This is a genomic window from Rhizobium sp. SRDI943, from assembly GCF_057653695.1.
Genome location: NZ_CM172787.1, coordinates 3,078,959 through 3,096,410 on the forward strand (window position 1 = coordinate 3,078,959; position 17,452 = coordinate 3,096,410).

Annotated in this window: 19 protein-coding genes; 14 read left to right on the forward strand and 5 right to left on the reverse strand. The window is 62.6% G+C overall.

The window, feature by feature from the left end:
- The first annotated feature begins 64 nt into the window (after window positions 1-64).
- The 3 genes from hemF (at window position 65) to AC245Y_RS15885 (ending at window position 1,649) form a co-directional block, all read left to right on the forward strand.
- Window positions 65-976 (forward strand): oxygen-dependent coproporphyrinogen oxidase, encoded by a 912-nt coding sequence (hemF, locus tag AC245Y_RS15875; RefSeq protein ID WP_012758465.1) that lies wholly within the window; start codon window positions 65-67, stop codon window positions 974-976.
- A gap of 103 nt (window positions 977-1,079) precedes the next feature.
- Complete coding sequence (locus AC245Y_RS15880) at window positions 1,080-1,349, forward strand: hypothetical protein (protein ID WP_026157439.1); 270 nt, start codon at window positions 1,080-1,082, stop codon at window positions 1,347-1,349.
- Between the two features lie 114 nt (window positions 1,350-1,463).
- The gene (locus AC245Y_RS15885; protein WP_012758467.1) at window positions 1,464-1,649 is read left to right on the forward strand and encodes a DUF1059 domain-containing protein; all 186 of its coding nucleotides are present in this window, start codon (window positions 1,464-1,466) and stop codon (window positions 1,647-1,649) included.
- Here the strand turns inward: AC245Y_RS15885 and AC245Y_RS15890 are convergent, their stop codons facing one another.
- The 3 genes from AC245Y_RS15890 to AC245Y_RS15900 are packed head-to-tail and all read right to left on the reverse strand — an operon-like array spanning window position 1,650 to window position 4,170.
- Entirely contained in the window at window positions 1,650-2,903 is a 1,254-nt protein-coding gene (locus AC245Y_RS15890) for a CCA tRNA nucleotidyltransferase (RefSeq protein ID WP_017994828.1), read from the reverse strand. It abuts the gene before it with no gap.
- Complete coding sequence (locus AC245Y_RS15895) at window positions 2,900-3,550, reverse strand: CoA pyrophosphatase (RefSeq protein ID WP_017994829.1); 651 nt, start codon at window positions 3,548-3,550, stop codon at window positions 2,900-2,902. Before AC245Y_RS15895 ends, AC245Y_RS15890 begins: the two co-directional genes overlap by 4 nt.
- Window positions 3,547-4,170 (reverse strand): DUF1285 domain-containing protein, encoded by a 624-nt coding sequence (locus AC245Y_RS15900; protein ID WP_017994830.1) that lies wholly within the window; start codon window positions 4,168-4,170, stop codon window positions 3,547-3,549. The genes AC245Y_RS15895 and AC245Y_RS15900 overlap by 4 nt, the downstream gene beginning before the upstream one ends.
- A 158-nt stretch (window positions 4,171-4,328) precedes the next feature.
- On the opposite strand from AC245Y_RS15900, the gene AC245Y_RS15905 reads away from it, so the two are divergent.
- Genes AC245Y_RS15905 through AC245Y_RS15925 form a run of 5 tightly spaced genes read left to right on the forward strand, consistent with a single transcriptional unit; the run spans window position 4,329 to window position 11,575 of the window.
- The gene (locus AC245Y_RS15905; RefSeq protein ID WP_017994831.1) at window positions 4,329-5,339 is read left to right on the forward strand and encodes an AAA family ATPase; all 1,011 of its coding nucleotides are present in this window, start codon (window positions 4,329-4,331) and stop codon (window positions 5,337-5,339) included.
- Window positions 5,340-5,352: 13 nt separating this feature from the next.
- Complete coding sequence (locus AC245Y_RS15910) at window positions 5,353-6,273, forward strand: DUF58 domain-containing protein (protein WP_012758472.1); 921 nt, start codon at window positions 5,353-5,355, stop codon at window positions 6,271-6,273.
- A complete protein-coding gene (locus tag AC245Y_RS15915) occupies window positions 6,270-9,083 on the forward strand; it encodes a DUF4159 domain-containing protein (RefSeq protein WP_017994832.1) in 2,814 nt (937 codons plus the stop codon). Before AC245Y_RS15910 ends, AC245Y_RS15915 begins: the two co-directional genes overlap by 4 nt.
- 1 nt (window position 9,084) lies before the next feature.
- Window positions 9,085-11,154, forward strand: coding sequence for a membrane protein (locus tag AC245Y_RS15920; protein WP_017994833.1), 2,070 nt, complete (start codon window positions 9,085-9,087; stop codon window positions 11,152-11,154).
- Between the two features lie 4 nt (window positions 11,155-11,158).
- The gene (locus tag AC245Y_RS15925) at window positions 11,159-11,575 is read left to right on the forward strand and encodes a GNAT family N-acetyltransferase (RefSeq protein ID WP_012758475.1); all 417 of its coding nucleotides are present in this window, start codon (window positions 11,159-11,161) and stop codon (window positions 11,573-11,575) included.
- 43 nt (window positions 11,576-11,618) lie between these two features.
- On the opposite strand, the gene AC245Y_RS15930 is transcribed toward AC245Y_RS15925, so the two are convergent.
- Entirely contained in the window at window positions 11,619-12,182 is a 564-nt protein-coding gene (locus tag AC245Y_RS15930) for a GNAT family N-acetyltransferase (RefSeq protein WP_080518576.1), read from the reverse strand.
- On the opposite strand from AC245Y_RS15930, the gene AC245Y_RS15935 reads away from it, so the two are divergent.
- A complete protein-coding gene (locus tag AC245Y_RS15935) occupies window positions 12,147-12,371 on the forward strand; it encodes a hypothetical protein (protein WP_164902749.1) in 225 nt (74 codons plus the stop codon). The two genes, AC245Y_RS15930 and AC245Y_RS15935, sit on opposite strands and share 36 nt — an antisense overlap.
- A 5-nt stretch (window positions 12,372-12,376) precedes the next feature.
- Window positions 12,377-13,387 (forward strand): glutathione S-transferase family protein, encoded by a 1,011-nt coding sequence (locus tag AC245Y_RS15940; RefSeq protein WP_017994835.1) that lies wholly within the window; start codon window positions 12,377-12,379, stop codon window positions 13,385-13,387.
- Between the two features lie 81 nt (window positions 13,388-13,468).
- Here AC245Y_RS15940 and AC245Y_RS15945 read toward each other — a convergent pair whose 3' ends face one another.
- Window positions 13,469-13,945 carry an NUDIX domain-containing protein gene (locus tag AC245Y_RS15945; protein WP_012758478.1) on the reverse strand — a complete coding sequence of 159 codons (477 nt, stop codon included), beginning with the start codon at window positions 13,943-13,945 and terminating at the stop codon, window positions 13,469-13,471.
- A 73-nt stretch (window positions 13,946-14,018) separates the two neighbouring features.
- On the opposite strand from AC245Y_RS15945, the gene AC245Y_RS15950 reads away from it, so the two are divergent.
- The 4 genes from AC245Y_RS15950 (at window position 14,019) to AC245Y_RS15965 (ending at window position 17,192) form a co-directional block, all read left to right on the forward strand.
- Complete coding sequence (locus tag AC245Y_RS15950; RefSeq protein ID WP_012758479.1) at window positions 14,019-14,927, forward strand: metallophosphoesterase family protein; 909 nt, start codon at window positions 14,019-14,021, stop codon at window positions 14,925-14,927.
- 159 nt (window positions 14,928-15,086) lie between these two features.
- Window positions 15,087-15,647, forward strand: a complete 561-nt coding sequence (locus AC245Y_RS15955; RefSeq protein ID WP_003561379.1) for a tetratricopeptide repeat protein — start codon at window positions 15,087-15,089, stop codon at window positions 15,645-15,647.
- A gap of 187 nt (window positions 15,648-15,834) precedes the next feature.
- Window positions 15,835-16,344, forward strand: coding sequence for an RNA polymerase sigma factor (locus tag AC245Y_RS15960; protein WP_012758480.1), 510 nt, complete (start codon window positions 15,835-15,837; stop codon window positions 16,342-16,344).
- Window positions 16,345-16,346: 2 nt separating this feature from the next.
- Window positions 16,347-17,192: an anti-sigma factor family protein gene (locus tag AC245Y_RS15965; protein ID WP_012758481.1), complete on the forward strand. Its 846-nt coding sequence runs from the start codon at window positions 16,347-16,349 to the stop codon at window positions 17,190-17,192.
- Window positions 17,193-17,452 lie beyond the last annotated feature (260 nt).

Here is a 17,452-nt window from a genome sequence, read left to right on the forward strand (position 1 = left end):
TCATGGCGTGAATGAAGAATGAGCGAGTCGCCTCCGATGGAGATGCCGACCGTCGGAGGCGTAAATGGAAAGACCGGAACTGCCGATCGGCTTGCCTGACGATATCGAAGAGAAGAAGGCCGCAGCCCGCAATTGGTTCGAGGGATTGCGCGATACGATCTGCGCCTCCTTCGAGGCCCTCGAGGACGAGTTGGAAGGGCCGCTATCCGACCAGGAGCCCGGCCGCTTCGTCGCCAAGGACTGGTCACGCGAAAATGGTGCTGGCGGCGGTGGCCGGATGTCGATGATGGAAGGCCGCGTCTTCGAAAAGGTCGGCGTCCATACCTCCACTGTCTACGGCGAATTCGCCCCGGATTTCCGCGCCCAGATACCCGGCGCCAAGGACGATCCGCGTTTCTGGGCCTCCGGCATCTCGCTGATCGCCCATCCCGTGAACCCACACGTTCCGGCGGTGCACATGAACACCCGCATGGTCGTCACCACCAGCCGCTGGTTCGGCGGCGGGGCCGACCTGACGCCGGTGCTGTCGCGCCGCCGCACGCAGGAGGACGAGGACAGCCAGCTCTTCCACAAAGCCATGGAGATCGCGTGCCGCAATCATGCCGTCGCCGATTATGATGCGTACAAAGCCTGGTGCGACGAATATTTCTTCCTGAAACACCGCAACGAGGCCCGCGGCATCGGCGGCATCTTCTACGACTGGCTGCATTCAAGCGAGGAAGCCGGCGGCTGGGACGCCGATTTCGCCTTCACGCGTGATGTCGGCCGGGCTTTCGCCATGGTCTATCCAAAAATCGTCCGCTCCAACTTCAATAAATTGTGGACAGAGGCCGATCGCGACGAACAATTGATCCGCCGGGGCCGCTACGTCGAATTTAATCTGCTGTATGATCGCGGCACGATCTTCGGCCTAAAGACCGGCGGCAACGTTGAATCCATTCTCTCTTCGTTGCCCCCCGTCGTCCGCTGGCCATGAAACTGTGATATCTCATCGATAAATTCGAGGTGATAGACCTTCACGAAAACTCAGTGCGTCCTAACTTTATATGTATGTGCGTAACAATCGGAGGAGGATTGTCATGACGATACAAAGTGGCTCGCCAGCGTCCACGGATGTCCAGGAAACATCCCGCACGATCGACACATCCGAGTTTCTGACGCGCATTGCCGAGAAACTGCGGACCAAGAGCGGCTCGGATCTGCCGCTGTCCTGCTTCATCGAGCAGGTCAAGCTGCAACTGGCCGGCGGAAAGTCGCCGGAACAGCTGCAGAACGAAGCAGCGGCCGCCAACAGCAACATGCCCGGCCACCTTTTGGATACCTACAAAGCCTGGGCGATGCCCGACTGACACGGCCTTTACTGGCCGGCATGTCGATGCCGGCCGGAACCTTCCCTCCCCCCGCACATTCATGAATCGCGTAAGATCGCGATCTTCGTTGTGTTTCGAACAGAGGAGAAGACCATGCGACTTTTCGAATGCGGCACTCTCGTTCCGGGCTGCGCCTGGCATACACGGGCAGATAGCGACGCCGAGGTGGTCCGCCGTGCCGTTGAACACATGAAAGACGCTCACGGTGAAACCACGATCCGCGAGAACATGGTGGATAATATCAAGGCTCGAATCCGCGACGAGGTGAACGCAGCCTGATTATTGCACGCGTTCCTGGAGCCGGGCGAGCAGCGCCGCCCGGTCGGAAACGAAATTTTCCTCCACCCACTGGTTTTCCAGGCCGGCCAGCAGCTCGCCGACGCGCGGGCCGGACGCGATTCCTGCCGAAATCACGTCGCCGCCGCTCAGCGGAAACTGTGGCTTCTTCCAGTGCATTGCCCTGTCCAGCAGCTTGATAAGCCGCGCCGACCGCGCCATTTCGTCGAAATCGCTTTCAGCCTTGCCGCGTGCAACCGCAAGCGCCAGCTTCAGCCGTGTCGTGATGCCGTCGGTGCTGTTGCGGTAAAGCAGCCGTTCGAAGGCCGCCGACGACATCTCGTCATTAACGGGCGCTGCCATGGTCCAGGCCTTGAGAGTGGCCGCTTCCGCATTCGAGAGCTTGAGCCGGGCGGCAAGCGCCTCCATGCGTGCCGCATCGGGCGGCACGATCGCCGCAAGACGCAGCAACGGATCGGGCGTCCAGCCGAGCGCCTTTTCGGTGGTGATCAGCGAAGGGATCGCATCGATCCCCCATCTTTCGGTTTCCGGCAGGATTTCCGTCAGCACCGCCACCTGCCGCATCCACAGCAGCGCGCGGCCGGGATCCGCAGCACCTAGCAACTTTCGCAACTCGGACCAGACCCGTTCTGCCGAAAGCGTCGTCAGTTTCGAACGTGCGACGGAACATGCCTTCAGCCCCTCGGCATCCGGCCGCCCGGAACCGTAATAGGCAAAGAAGCGGAAGAAGCGCAGGATGCGCAGATGATCCTCGGCAATACGCCTTGCGGCATCGCCGATGAAGCGGATGTTGCGCGTCTCGATGTCGGCAAGCCCGCCAACGAGATCCACCACCTCGCCCCCCGCATCGGCATAAAGCGCGTTGATCGTCAAATCCCGCCGTTCGGCGTCTGCCTTCCAGTCGGTGCTGAAGGCAACCTTGGCATGGCGTCCGTCGGTCTCGACGTCGGTGCGAAGGGTCGTCACCTCGAAGGGCTTGCCGTCGATGACGAGCGTCACCGTGCCGTGCTCGAGGCCGGTTGGGACTGCCTTGATGCCGGTCGCCGCCGCCCGCTCCATCACCGCCTCCGGTCTGAGTGTCGTGGCTATGTCGACATCATTGACCGGCAGGCCCATCAGGCTGTTGCGCACCGCACCGCCAACCACCCGCCCTTCCCCGCCATCGGCGTTGAGAAGCGCTAAGATCCGGCCGAGCGCCGGGTCGCGGAACCATGCTTGGTCGGCGATGCCGGTCATGCATAAAGCCTTTCATAAAGCGTTCGGACGATGCCGGCGGTGATGCCCCAGATCATTCTGGTTTCATAGGGCACGCGGTAGAAATGCCGGTCGATGCCGTCGATGACACGCCTGTCGCGGGTGTGATTGGCAGGATCCATCAGGAAGGAAAGCGGCACCTCGAAAACGTCGTCCACCTCGGTCGGGTTCAGCGTCAGCGCAAAGCCCGGCGAGACGACGCCGAGCACCGGCGTAATGCGGAAGCCCGTCGAGGCAAGGTAATTCGGCAGCCGCCCGACGGTTTCGACGAAAGAACCGGCCAGGCCAATCTCCTCCTCCGTCTCGCGGATCGCCGCCATTTCGGGCGAGATATCGTCGGGATCGATCGAGCCGCCGGGAAAGGCGATCTGCCCGGAATGTTTGCGTAGCGTCGCCGTGCGCTTGGTGAAGATCACATGCGCTTCCTCGCCGTCGTCGACGACGGGCACGAGCACGGCGGCGTCGCGCAGCTTGAAGGTCTCGACCTCGGCGACGATATCGGGATTGAGGATATGATCCCCGTGATCGCGCCAGGCATGATCGACCGGCCCACCATTCTGGTTGAGCGCGCGGCGGCGGAATTCGGCTGCAGAAAACAGCGGATAACGGTGGGTAATTGCATCATTCATCGGGAAAGCGCATCCAGTTCATCGGCCGGCATCATCGCAAAGACCTCTCCGGCCGAGCGGACGGCGAACATCGCCTGTCCCTCGACCTCGAGCGTCTCGCCGAGCGCGACCAGTTCATACATCACCGCACGCGACACCAGCGCCTCCAGCCGCCCGCGCACATGCAGATAGGGTTTCAGTTCGGCATTCTCGCCCGCAATGGCAAAGCGCAGCCGATGCTCTCCTCCCGCCTCCACGACATCGCCGACATTGGTGCGGAAGGTCAGCACCTGTTGGTCTTGCCCCCCCGTCACGCTCATCTCCACGGCGATGAAAGGCGCGTCGACGACCCTTATACCGACCTTTTCCACAGGAGTTACGAGATAGGTCTTCTGGTCGTCATCTTTTCTTAAAACCGTCGAGAAAAGCCGCACCAGCGCCGGTCGGCCGATCGGCGTGCCCATGTAGAACCAGGTACCGTCCGCCCGGATTTCCATGTCGATATCACCGCAGAAAGGCGGATTCCACCGCTCGACCGGCGGTAATCCTCGTTTTTTACCGGCATTTTCCTGAGACGCGCGCGAAATCAGTGCGGCAAGTCCCGCCGCATCCGCCTGTCCGCTGATTTCCTCGGCTGCCATTCTTCCGTCCCGGTTTGTCCTTAACGAAGTAAAGTCACGAGATAGTCATTCGCAACGAACTTGTCAGCCCGTCACATCTCCATAACTCTATCGGGTATGAGGCACATGTATAAGTCCGCCGATTCGCTGCCGAATGATTTCAGCCGTTGGAGATACGCATGGGTATGATGAAGACCGAAGCCAGCCTCGATGATAAGGCGATCGTCGCCGCCGCCGAAAAGGCGCTCTCCGATATCGCCGCCATCCGCGGGGAAGTCTCGAAGGTGATCTTCGGTCAGGAAAGCGTCGTCGAGAACACCATTCTCGCCGTGCTGTCAGGTGGTCATGCCCTGCTCGTTGGCGTTCCCGGTCTTGCCAAGACCAGACTGGTGACGACGCTCGGCGAGGTGCTCGGCCTTGCCGCCAACCGCATCCAGTTCACGCCGGATCTGATGCCCTCGGATATTCTCGGCTCCGAGGTGATGGACCAGGACGACAGTGGACGCCGCTCCTTCCGTTTCGTCAAGGGCCCGGTCTTCGCCCAACTCCTGATGGCCGACGAGATCAACCGCGCCTCGCCGCGTACCCAGTCGGCCCTTCTGCAATCGATGCAGGAATATCACATCACGATCGCCGGCCAGCGCTATGACCTGCCGGCGCCCTTCCATGTGCTCGCCACGCAGAACCCGCTCGAGCAGGAAGGCACCTACCCCCTGCCCGAAGCCCAGCTCGACCGCTTCCTGCTGCAAGTCGACGTCAACTACCCCGAACTCGCCGCCGAGCGTCAGATCCTGCTCGAGACGACGGGCTTGGGCGAAACCCGACCGGAAGCCGTCATCGATGCGCAGCGGCTGATCGAGATCCAGACTCTGGTGCGCCAGATGCCGGTGAGCGACACGGTTGTCGATGCCATCCTGGCGCTGGTGCGTTCCGCCCGCCCCGGACAGGGCAATACCTCGACCGACAAGAACGTCGCCTGGGGTCCTGGCCCTCGCGCCGGCCAGGCAATGATGCTCTGCGCGCGCGCCCGCGCGCTCTACGAAGGCCGTCTGGCACCGTCTCTGGACGATATCTTCGCGCTCGCCGAACCCATTCTCCAGCACCGCATGGCGCTGACCTTCGCCGCCCGCGCCGAAGGCATGTCGGTGCGTGATGTCGTCGCCGGACTGGTCAAGCAGGCAAAGGGATAAGGAAGCCGGACGCGTGGCATCTATCGGACAGATCGTCAACCCGACGTCAGGCAGCGATGCCCTTTCCCGCGCCAGGCAGCGGGCCGCCCTGGTGCCGGACTGCCTGGTGGAAGCCAAGCGCATCGCCAACACCGTGATCGCCGGCTGGCATGGTCGCCGCAAGCGCGGCATCGGCGAGAATTTCTGGCAGTTCCGTCCCTATGCCGAGGGCGAGAGCCTGTCGCGCATCGATTGGCGCCGCTCCGCCCGCGACGACCATACTTACGTGCGCGAGCGCGAATGGGAGGCGGCGCACACGATCTGGCTCTGGTGCGACATGTCGCCCTCGATGATGTACAAGTCGAGCTACGGCAACGTGTCCAAGGAAAGCCGCGCTCTGGTCATCATGCTGGCGCTTGCCGAAATCCTCGCCCGCTCCGGCGAGCGCATCGGCTGCCCCGGCATCATGGAACCCGCCTCCGCCCGCAACGCCGCCGAACGCCTCGCAGCCGCGCTCATGCACACGCCGCTGACCGGCGGCCTGCCGGAAACGGCGATGATCCGCGGCTGGAGCGACCTCGTCCTCATCGGCGATTTCCTCGACGATGCGCCGGCAATCATGGAGCGCCTCGGCCCGCTTGCCCGCCGCGGCCTGCGCGGCCACGTGGTCGAGATATCAGATCCCGCCGAAGAGATATTCCCCTATAGCGGCCGCACCGAATTCACCGATCCGGAGAGCGGCGCCAAGCTTATCTCCGGCCGCGCCGAACATATCCGCGAGGCCTATCGCAACGCCTACCTCGCCCGCAGGGACAGCCTCGGCCAGTCGCTGCGCCATCTCGGCTGGACCTTCGCGTCTCATCGCACCGATCATCTTGCTTCGGAAGCGTTGGTCGCGGTGCACATGTATCTGTCCGGCATGCCGGCCAAGGCAACGCATGGAGGGCAGCTATGAACGCCCTTCCCTTCGCTTTCGCCTATCCCGCCATTCTCGGCGCGCTCGTCGCCTTGCCGGTCATCTGGTGGCTGCTACGGCTGACGCCGCCACGTCCGAAGACCGAAGTCTTCCCGCCGCTGAAGATCCTCGCCTCGGTGCTGAAGCGCGAGGAGACGCCGGCGCAGAGCCCCTGGTGGCTGACGCTGCTGCGCATGCTGCTCGCCGCCACCATCATCCTTGCAATCGCCGACCCGGTTTTCAATCCACGCACCAGTTCGCTCGCATCAGGTGGCCCGCTCGTCCTCTTCGTCGACAATAGCTGGGCGGCGGCACCCGACTGGGAGCGCCGCATCCAGACGGCCGACGCGTTGATAGACGACGCCGAATCCGCCGGCACGCCTGTGTCGATCGCCTTCACCGCCGATCCGAGCAACGACGCCGTGCCCGGCACCGCCGCTGCCGCCCGCGACAAGCTGCGCGCCGCCGAGCCGCGACCACTGGTACCGGACCGCGAACGCGCCTTCCAGGCGCTGCGCGCCGCGCTGAACGGCATCAAGCCCGGCACCCTCGCCTTCCTGACTGACGGCGCCGCCGCCAGGCCCGACGACGCGACGGTGCGCAGGCTCGCCGAACTCCAGCCCGCCGATCTCCGCCTGATCGAGGGCGATGCCGCAAGGACGGTCGCGATCACCGCGGCCAACAATGCGGCGGATGCCATGACCGTCAAGGTCACGCGGCTCAACACCTCGCAGGCCGCATCGGTGGCGCTGAACGCCGTCGATACCCAGGGCCGCTCGATCGCCAATGGCAGGGTGGATTTCCGCCCCGGCCAGAGCGTCGCGACGAGTGCGATCACCGCTCCCTTCGAGATGCGCAACGATTTCGCGCGCATCAGCGTCGACAACGGCGCGACGGCAGGCGCCGTCCACCTTCTCGACGACGCATTCAAGCGCCGCCGCGTCGTCTTGCTGTCAGGTGAAGGAGGGGATGAGTTCCAGCCGCTGCTCTCGCCGCTCTATTATATCCAGCGGGCGCTGCAACCCTATGCGGATCTGATCCAACCTGGCGATTCCGATCTTTCGGTCGCGATACCAAAACTTCTCGCCAACAATCCCTCCATCATCATCATGGCCGATATCGGCCGGCTGCCGGAGGAGACCTACGAGCCTCTGACGCGCTGGATATCGAATGGCGGCATGCTCCTGCGGTTTGCCGGCCCGCGCATGGCGGCAGCCCCTGCGGACGATCCGCTGATCCCTGTCATCTTGCGTCAGGGAGAACGGGCGCTCGGCGGCACCTTGTCCTGGAGCGAGCCGCAGTCGCTTGCCGAATTTCCGAGTTTCGGGCCTTTCGCCGGCATAGCGCGTCCCGCCGATGTCGTCGTCAAGCGGCAGGTGCTCGCCGAACCGACGCCCGATCTTGCCGAACGCACCTGGGCGAGCCTGGCTGACGGCACACCGCTCGTCACGATGAAGCAGATCGCATCCGGCCAGATCGTCCTGTTTCACGTCACCGCGGAAGCAACCTGGTCCGATCTGCCGATCTCAGGCACCTTCGTCGACATGTTGCGTCACCTCCTGCAGATATCGCGCTCGGGCGGTGTGACTTCGGAAGCGCGCGGCAATGCGCGTGTCTCCGAAACCCTGCCGCCATTCCGCATGCTGACGGCCAAGGGCACGCTCGTCTCCGAGACGGGATCGGCGCGGCCGCTCATTCCACAGGCCGGGGTCGAACCGACGACAAATTTCGACAACCCTCCCGGGCTCTACGGTTCGGAGGATGGTTTCGCCTCGTTGAACGTGCTGCCCGAGAACGCCGAACTGACGCCGCTCGACACAACAGGGACCAATGCCGTGCGCGAAGGCCTGATCGGCGGCGAAAGCTGGTCGGCAAAACCCGCGCTCTTTCTCGCAGCCTTTCTGCTGCTCCTGGCCGATAGCCTGATCGTCCTCTTCATGAATGGCGCATTCTCGCGATTGCGCCCGGCTGTCCGAACCGCCGCGATGATCGCGGTCGCCGTCTGCGCCGGCTTTCTCATCCAACCCGGTACGCTTCACGCCGACGACTCCCAGCCCGGCGACGACCTCATCCTGCAAAGACTTGATAACACCCATCTCGCCTATGTCGTCACCGGCGAACAGGATGTGGATAATATATCCGAGCGCGGTCTTGAGGGACTAACCCAGTTCCTGACTTTTCGCACGACGCTGGAGCCGGCGTCGCCCGTCGGCATCGACCTCACCAAAGACGAACTCTCCTTCTATCCGATCATCTACTGGCCGGTTTCGGCGACGGCGCCGATGCCGTCGACGGCGGCAATCAGCCGTATCGATGCCTATATGCGCAATGGCGGCACCGTGCTTTTCGATACGCGTGATCAGATCAGCGCATTGGACAATGGCGGCAATGTCAGCGCCAACGGTGAGAGATTGCAGGCAATCCTCACCAATCTCGACATCCCGCCGCTCGAGCCGGTACCATCAGATCACGTGCTGACGAAATCCTTCTATCTTCTGTCGAGCTTTCCCGGTCGTTATACGGGCAGCCCCCTCTGGATCGAGTCCCGGCAGGGCGGTCAGGGACCGAGCGAAAAATCGGCGGCGACGGCCGACGGCGTTTCGCCGATCCTGATCACCGGCAATGATTTCGCCGGCGCCTGGGCGATCGACGACAACGGCGTACCGATACTGCCGACCGTGCCGTCGGATGAAACGCAGCGCGAATATGCCTACCGTTCCGGCGTCAACATCATGATGTACATGCTGACCGGCAACTACAAGACCGACCAGGTCCATGTTCCCGACCTCCTCGAACGGTTAGGACAATGAGATGACCTTCGACTTTTCGCCCTTCCTGCCCTGGTCGGTTCTGGCTGCACTCGCGGTCGTCAGCGCTGTTATCGCCGCTTTCGCGATCTGGCGCGGCATTCGCGGTGCCTGGATCAGAACGCTGGCAGCACTCGCCATGTTGACCGCCCTTGCCAATCCTGTCCTGCTGCAGGAGGATCGGGATCAGTTGTCGACGATCGTCCCGGTTCTTGTCGATCGAAGCCAGAGCCAGCAGACGCCCGATCGCGTCAAGATGACCGACGATGCGCTTGCGGCCCTGAAGGGACAACTCGCCCGCTTCCCCCAGATAGAGCCCCGTTTCGTCGATGTCGAAGGCGACGTCAATTCCGACGTGCCGTCCACGCGTTTGTTCGACGCGCTGTCGGCCAACATTGCCGATGTCCCGCCCGCCCGTATCGGCGGCGCCATCATGCTGACCGACGGTGAAGTCCATGATGCTCCGGCCGCCAATCAGGCGCTTGGTTTCGACGCGCCGATCCATGGCCTCGTAACCGGCAAAGCCAACGAATTCGATCGCCGCATCGAAGTCATCAAGGGGCCGCGCTTCGGCATCGTCAACGAAGAGCAGCAGGTGATCCTGCGCGTCTTCGACGACGGCCCTGGCCCGGGCGGCACGGCCGATGTCACGGTGAAGCTGAATGGCGACGAGATCGCCACCCTGCAGGCGACACCCGGGCAGGATACGCCCTTCTCCTTCAAGGTGCCGGGTGGCGGCAGCAATGTGCTCGAATTCTCGGTCGCGGCACTTCCCGGCGAAGTCACCACCGCCAACAACCGCGCCGTCCACGTCATCGACGGCATCCGCCAGAATCTCCGCGTCCTGCTTGTCTCCGGCGAGCCGCATGCCGGCGAGCGCGCCTGGCGCAACCTGCTGAAATCCGATGCCTCGGTCGATCTCGTCCACTTCACCATCTTGCGTCCGCCGGAAAAACAGGACGGCACGCCGATCAACGAGCTGTCGCTGATCGCCTTTCCGACGCGTGAGCTCTTCGTCGACAAGATCAAGGATTTCGACCTGATCATCTTCGATCGCTACCAGCACCGCGGCGTGCTGCCGTTGCTCTATTACGATTACATCGCGCAATATGTCGACAACGGCGGCGCGCTGCTGATCGCCGCCGGTCCCGAGCATGCCGGCCCCGATTCCATTGCGCTGACGCCGCTTTCCACGGTCCTGCCGGCAACGCCCACCGGAGAGATGATCGAAAAGGCCTTCTATCCCCGCCTCTCCGAGGAAGGCCGCAAACATCCCGTCACGCGCGGCCTGGATGGCTCGGGCGAGGACCCGCCGCATTGGGGACGCTGGTTCCGCAGCGTCGATGTCGAGCGGCCGCAGGGCGAGACGATCATGCTCGGCGCCGACAACCACCCGCTGTTGGTGCTGAACCGCGCCGGCCAGGGCCGCGTCGCCATGCTGCTTTCCGATCAGGGCTGGCTCTGGGCGCGCGGCTTCGAAGGCGGCGGTCCGAACGTTTCGCTCTATCGCCGTATCGCCCATTGGCTGATGAAGGAGCCGGCGCTCGAGGAAGAAGCGCTGACGGCGCGCGCCTCCGGCCGGACCCTTGAAGTTACCCGCCAGACGATCGGCGACAATCCCGGCAACGCCACCGTGCGTTATCCCTCCGGCAAGACCGAAACCCTGCCGCTCACCCAGTCCGAACCGGGGCTCTACAAGGCCGAGAAGAGGATGGACGAAATCGGTCTCTTCGAAGTCCGCAACGGCAAGCTGTCGACGCTTGTTCATATCGGCGCCGTCGACGCGCCGGAATTCAAGGCAATGATCTCGACGACCGATGTGCTGCAGCCGGTCGCCGACAGAAGCAAGGGTCTCGTCACCCGCGTCTCCAATGCAAATGGCGCGATCTCGGTCCCGCCGATCCTGCCGGTGCGCGGCCAGGTGCGCGTCTCCGACAACGATCGCATGATGATCCGCATGACCAGCGAGACGGTCTTGAAGGGCATCAACACGCTGCCGCTCTTTGCCGGGTTCGCCGGCGTCGGCATCCTGCTGCTCGCCTTCGGCGCCATGTGGTGGCGCGAAGGGCGGTAATCTCATGCCGGAATTCGAGCTCACCGCTTCGCCCTCGCTAGAGGAACTGGCAGTGATCACCGATGCGCTCTCGGCCTTCAACAACAGCGATGTCGGCCCTTCGGATCGCCAGCCGCTTGCAGTCCTCATCCGCGATACCGACGGCAAGGTGACCGGCGGTCTTTCCGGCTTTACCGCCTGGGGCTGGCTCTTCACCCAGATGCTCTATATTCCCGATACACTGCGCGGCACCGGTATATCAGGCAATATCCTCGCAAAGGCGGAAGAAGAGGCGAAAGCCCGGGGGTGCCGCGGCGCTTGGATCGACACCTTCAACCCGCAGGCTCTGCGCGCCTATCTGCGTCAGGGTTATGAGGTTTTCGGAGAGCTTAAGGATTTCCCGGAAGGCCGCACGCGCAGCTTCCTCCGGAAAAATCTCTAGCGCATCTCCTTTGTGCGTCCGAAAGGACGCACGGCGCTCTAAATCATTCGCGCCAGGCGATCGTACCCTTCAGCAGCGCGTGCACGCCCTCGGCGATCGGAACGACGAGTACACGGCCGGGATCGACCGGGCCTGGAAAAGACAGCGCGTTGTAGGCGACCTTCTCGAAGCCGAGCGGGCCGTAATAGGGCGGGTCGCCGACGAGGATGACGGCTTCCGAGCCCTTGCGTCTTGCTGCCTCCACCGCGATCCGCACCAGTTCCCGGCCAATGCCCTTGTTCTTGTGGGAGGGGCGGACGGCGAGCGGGCCGAGCAGATGGCCCTTCACTGTACCGGCCAGTACCGGCGTCATGCGCACGGAGGCGATCGTCTCACCGTTATCGGTGCAGATGAAGGAGAGCGACAGGTCATGGGGTCCCTGCTCACGGATGCGCGCGGCAGCGCGCGTGAATCGGCCCGGACCGAAGGCTTCTTCGTTGATGTGTTCGATGGCGGCGTCATGAGACGCGTCTTCAGTGAGGTAGACGAGATCGTGCTTGTACATGATGACAGAAACCGGATGGACAGATTGATGGGTCTCGAACACGCCTTGGGCGTTCGGGAGCATCAGCGTCGTCGCGGGTTTCTGGAAATGAACATCAGGCAGGGGTCCGAAAATCGTGAAAAGGCCGATAGCAGGAAAAATTTCCGCCGTCCAACGCAAAATGCACGACGTGACGCACTGTTCAATCTTTACCGCCTGCAAAGCCCTGCCATCTGCGATATCTTCCGTTCCAACACGCAATCAAGGGAATGAAGACCATGGGAATGCTAGTGGACGGCGTCTGGCATGACGCCTGGTACGACACGAAGGAGAGCAAGGGTCATTTCAAGCGGCAGCCCTCGCAGTTCCGCAACTGGGTGACATTAGAGGGTGAGGCCGGTCCTTCCGGCAGCGGCGGCTTTAAGGCCGAAGCCGGGCGTTACCATCTTTATGTCTCGCTCGCCTGCCCCTGGGCGCATCGCACGCTGATCTTCCGCAAGCTGAAGAAGCTCGAAGAGCTGATCTCGGTTTCGGTCGTCGATCCGCTGATGCTCGAGAACGGCTGGGAGTTCAAGGTCGGCGACGGTGCCACCGGCGATCACCTCTTCGGCGCGTCCGCGCTTTGGCAGATCTACGTCAAGGCCGATCCGCACTATTCCGGCCGCGTCACCGTTCCCGTGCTCTGGGACAAGAAGACCGGCACGATCGTCAGCAACGAATCCGCCGAGATCATCCGCATGTTTAACAGTGCCTTCGACGGGCTGACCGGCTCGAAGGCCGATTACTATCCCGAGGACCTTCGCTCCGACATCGATGCGCTGAACGCCACCGTCTACGACACCGTCAACAACGGCGTCTACAAGGCCGGCTTTGCCACCACCCAGCAAGCCTATGAAGAAAACGTCGGCAAGCTGTTCGAAACGCTCGACATGCTCGACGAACACCTCGGCAAGGGCCGCTACCTCTTCGGTAGCAGGCAGACCGAGGCCGACTGGCGCCTGTTCACCACGTTGGTGCGCTTCGACGCCGTCTATGTCGGCCATTTCAAGTGCAACATCCGCCGCATCGCCGACTACCCCAACCTGCCCGACTATCTCCGCGATCTCTACCAGACGGCGGGCGTTTCGGAGACGGTGAACCTGAAGCACATCAAGGAACACTATTACCGCAGCCACAAGACGATCAATCCGACCGGCATCGTTCCCGTCGGCCCGGCGCTCGATCTCGACCGTCCGCACGGTCGTGCTACAGCGCCGCGCGTCCTTTTAGAAGCGCAAGGGACGCTGTAGAACTTTGAATTGCTGCATAATTTTATCCCTAAATCGATTCCGATTTAAGAAATTATGCAGTCGCTTGCCGCCGCCTGAGAATTACCAGCGGTGGGCGGGCTCCTGCTCGCCGCGAAGCTCGGCGAGACGGCGATGCGTCGCCTTGGTCGTGCCCTCGGGCAGGCTGTCGAGGGAAAAGAAGCCGCTGTCGGATATCTCCCAGTCCGGCGGCCGCGGCGCCGTCTGCTCGACGATTGCCCGGTAGAAGACGACATGGTCGCGCCTTGTGGTGGTGGTATTGAAATAGACTTGGATCAGCTGCGGCTTGCCGATGATCCTGAGGTTGCCCTCCTCGCGCAATTCCTTGGCAAGCGCTTCCTCGACCGTCTCGTTGCGCTCCAGCCCGCCGCCCGGCATGTGCCAGCCGCCGATATAGCTGTGGCGCACGAGAAAGATGCGTCCGTCTGCATCGAAACAGGCAGCCCGCACGCCCACGGTCATGCTGCGGACGAAACTGAAATAGACATGCAGCAGGCGCAATGCCAGCCTCATGTGAAGGGGCCGGTTCTCTTTATCCACTATCACTCCGTTTCAGCTCTTCATCGCGCCCGATGTGTTTGATTTGTCAATAAGCTGGTCTATGTCTCGTAACATGTTCAAGCTCGCGCATATCTCCGACGTCCACCTCGGGCCGCTGCCCAGTCTTTCCATTCAAGAGCTGTTTTCAAAACGCATAACAGGCTTTGTGAACTGGCATCGAAATCGACGCAAGCACCTTTTCGGCAGCACGTTGGATCTGCTGCTCGACGACATCCGCGCCCACCAGGCCGATCACCTGGCCGTCACCGGCGACCTCGTTAATCTGGCGAGCGGCATTGAGATTCGCGCCGCCGCTGCATGGCTGCGCGCGTTCGGCGACCCTGCGAACACGTCAGTCGTTCCCGGCAATCATGACGCCTATGTACCAGGCGCCTATGAGAAGTCGATGCGCGCGTGGTACGATTATGTCCGCGGCGATCTCGCCCCGCCGCAATGGCAGGACGACCGCCATATCTTCCCCTATCTGCGTGTTCGCGGCAAAGTCGCGATTGTCGGTTGTTCGACGGCGGTCGCCACTCCTCCCTTCGCCGCCTCCGGCTTTTTCGGCGCGCGACAGGCCCGCGATACTGTCAACATGTTGCGCGCGGCTGGGGAAGCCGGGCTCTTCCGCGTTGTCATGATCCATCATCCGCCGATCCGCGGCGCCACGGCCTTCTACAAACGGATGATCGGCATCCGCCGTTTCGCCGCTGTGATTTCGACAGGCGGCGCCGAACTCGTGCTGCACGGCCATACGCACCTGAACACGCTGCATTGGCTGCGCGGCCAGGTGCAGCCGGTGCCGGTCGTCGGCATCGCCTCAGCCTCGCAGGGACCGGGCAGCGTCAAGCCGCCCGCCGCCTACAACCTCTTCTCCATCGACGGCTCTCCCGGCGCCTGGGAGCTCAGTGGCGAACGCTTCAGCCTCAACAGGGCCGGCGACGCGGTGATGCCGGAAAGCACCGATATTTTCGCGCCTTAGCGCCGGCTCCTGACTCTTTTTGTATAGCACTTGAATCGATCTGCGAGGAGATCGGCCCACCGTCGCAACATTTGCCATGGAGGTTGCTTACCCTCTTGGTATTTTTAGTGGTAAGCGTACAATTCGAGCAACTGCATTGCCTGAGAACGGAGCGCGCCGATGACTTCTTCTTTCCGTCACCTGTCCAGACTTTCGCTCGCCGCCGGCTTTGCCTTCGGCATCGCCACGGCCGCTTTCGCGGTCGGCGACAACAATGACGACACCAATCCGCCGCCGAAGACCCAGACGACCAAGACCTGCACCGGCGGCAAGGTCTGGGACAAGGCCAAGAAGGAATGTGTCAACCCGAAGAAGAGCAGCTTCAACGACGACGATCTTTATAAGTTCGCTCGCGAGTTTGCCTATGCCGGCCAGTATGACAACGCCATCACCGTGCTCAATCTCGCTCGCAACCAGAACGACCCGCGCATCCTGAACTATCTCGGCTACGCTAACCGCAAGGCCGGCCGCATGGAGCTCGGCATGTCCTACTACCGCAAGGCGCTGCAGGCGGATGAGAATTATATCCTCGCCCGCTCTTATATGGGCATGGCGCTGGTGGAACAGGGAGATATTCAGGGCGCCCGCGTCCAGCTTGTCGAAATCCGTGATCGCGGCGGCGAAGGCACCTGGGCCTATCGCGCCCTGCTGCAAAGCTTGAACGGCTACAAGACATATTGACGCAAGCTTTGCGGGCCAGAATACGAAAATCCCTTGGGAAAGAGGGATGAAGACGACCGGATGCTTGCGAAGTGCAGGAGACTTGTTTCATAAAGCTCATGCATCGACGGCGTCGATAAAGTCGGTTTCGCGCCCGACGGCGAACCCTTCGTCCGCGAAACCATTGTGAATGCTTCTTGGATAAACAATGCGTCAGCCCGCAACGACCATCGATCTCCGGCGTGATCTCGTCGGCCTCCTGCCCCGCCTTCGCCGCTTCGCGATCACGCTCGCGGGTGAGGTTGCCGTGGCCGATGAACTCGTTCAGGCCGTCTGTCAGCGCGCCATCGCCAAGGGTCATCAATGGAGCGGCGAAGGCCGGCTGGAAAGCTGGATCTACACGCTTGCCCGCCAGCAATGGACCGACGACAACCGCAAACGCAAGCCGAAGGCTTCCGTCCGCGGCAACGTCACCGATATTCGCGAGGCCGCGCGCGAACGTTCGGCAGCGGTCGATCCCGACACCATCCATCACATGATTTCCGATATGCCGGATGGTGTTTCCAGCATGTTCTTGCTCGTCGACGTCGAAGGCCACAGCTACCAGCAGGCGGCCGACATCATGGGTATTCCGGTGGCAAACGTCGTCTCGCAGCTCGCCACCGCAAGGCTGCATTTCGCCGAGCTTGCCGGCACCCACCCGATCCACAGGTTCTGAATTTGCTCGATCTTAGGAAACTGCCGCTCGAAGCCCAGCTCACCGCCCTTCTCGACGGCGAAGTCTCGCCCGAACAGCGGCACGAACTGGAGCAGCGCTTGGCAAGCGACGAGAATGCGCGCCGGCTGCATGAGAAGCTGCGCCACGGCGCCGATTTCGGCCGCCGCCGCCTCGACGATATCCTGAAGGAGCCGGTCCCGCTTGCCCTGGTCCGCTCTATCAAGAGCACACAGCCGCCGAAGACGCCGATCGCCCAGCGCGCCACGCGCCCGCAAGTGAAACTGGCGCCGAGCGGCCCGCAGGCACTGGCCGCCGCCCTCATCCTCTTTGTCGTCGGTTGCGGCATCGGCTATTTCGTCGGCACAGCCCCGGATGCCGACGAGATTGCCACCACGGCTACCACCAATACGGCACCGGTCAATACCAGCGACTGGCTGGGCGACGTCACCGCCTATCAGCGCTTGCTGATCCGCCAGCCCCGTCATCTCGTCGAAGTGCCCGCCTCGCAGGCCGAGGAAATCTCCAGCTGGCTGACGACCGCAATCGGCGTCCCCTTCCGCGTGCCGGATCTGAGCGCCGAAGCCTGGACCTTCCAGGGCGCGCGCGTCATCCTCGGCGACAGCCGCCCCGTCGGACAGCTCGTCTATTCGAATGCCGATGGCGACATCATCTCCATTTGCTTCCGCAAGGACGCGCAGCCGCCGGAGACCGACGATTTCAAGGAAACGATCAAGGACGAGATCGGCCTCGTGACCTGGCACAATGCCGGCACCTCCTACGTACTCGCCGGCCCCTCCGCCGAAGCAACGCTCGGCCAGCTCGCCATGGAGATCGCCACCGCGATCTGATTGCCGGAGCATGATGCCGAGCAGTATCGCCCGACATCGTGCGTCACGTTGATTTAGAGCCTTTCCGGGTTAGATTGAAGCATTCTGCCGGAGCAGGTTTTCGTCAGGGCAGAGGCGATTGGCGAAGGGCATACCTCTTGGTACGTCCGAGCCGATCGCCTCTGATCCTGGCGTAAAGATGCCCGGCCCTTCGGGTTGGCTGAAACGGGCCGGCTGATCGACCGGCCGGCTTGGCCGTAGAGCCTGGCTACGACGCGCGC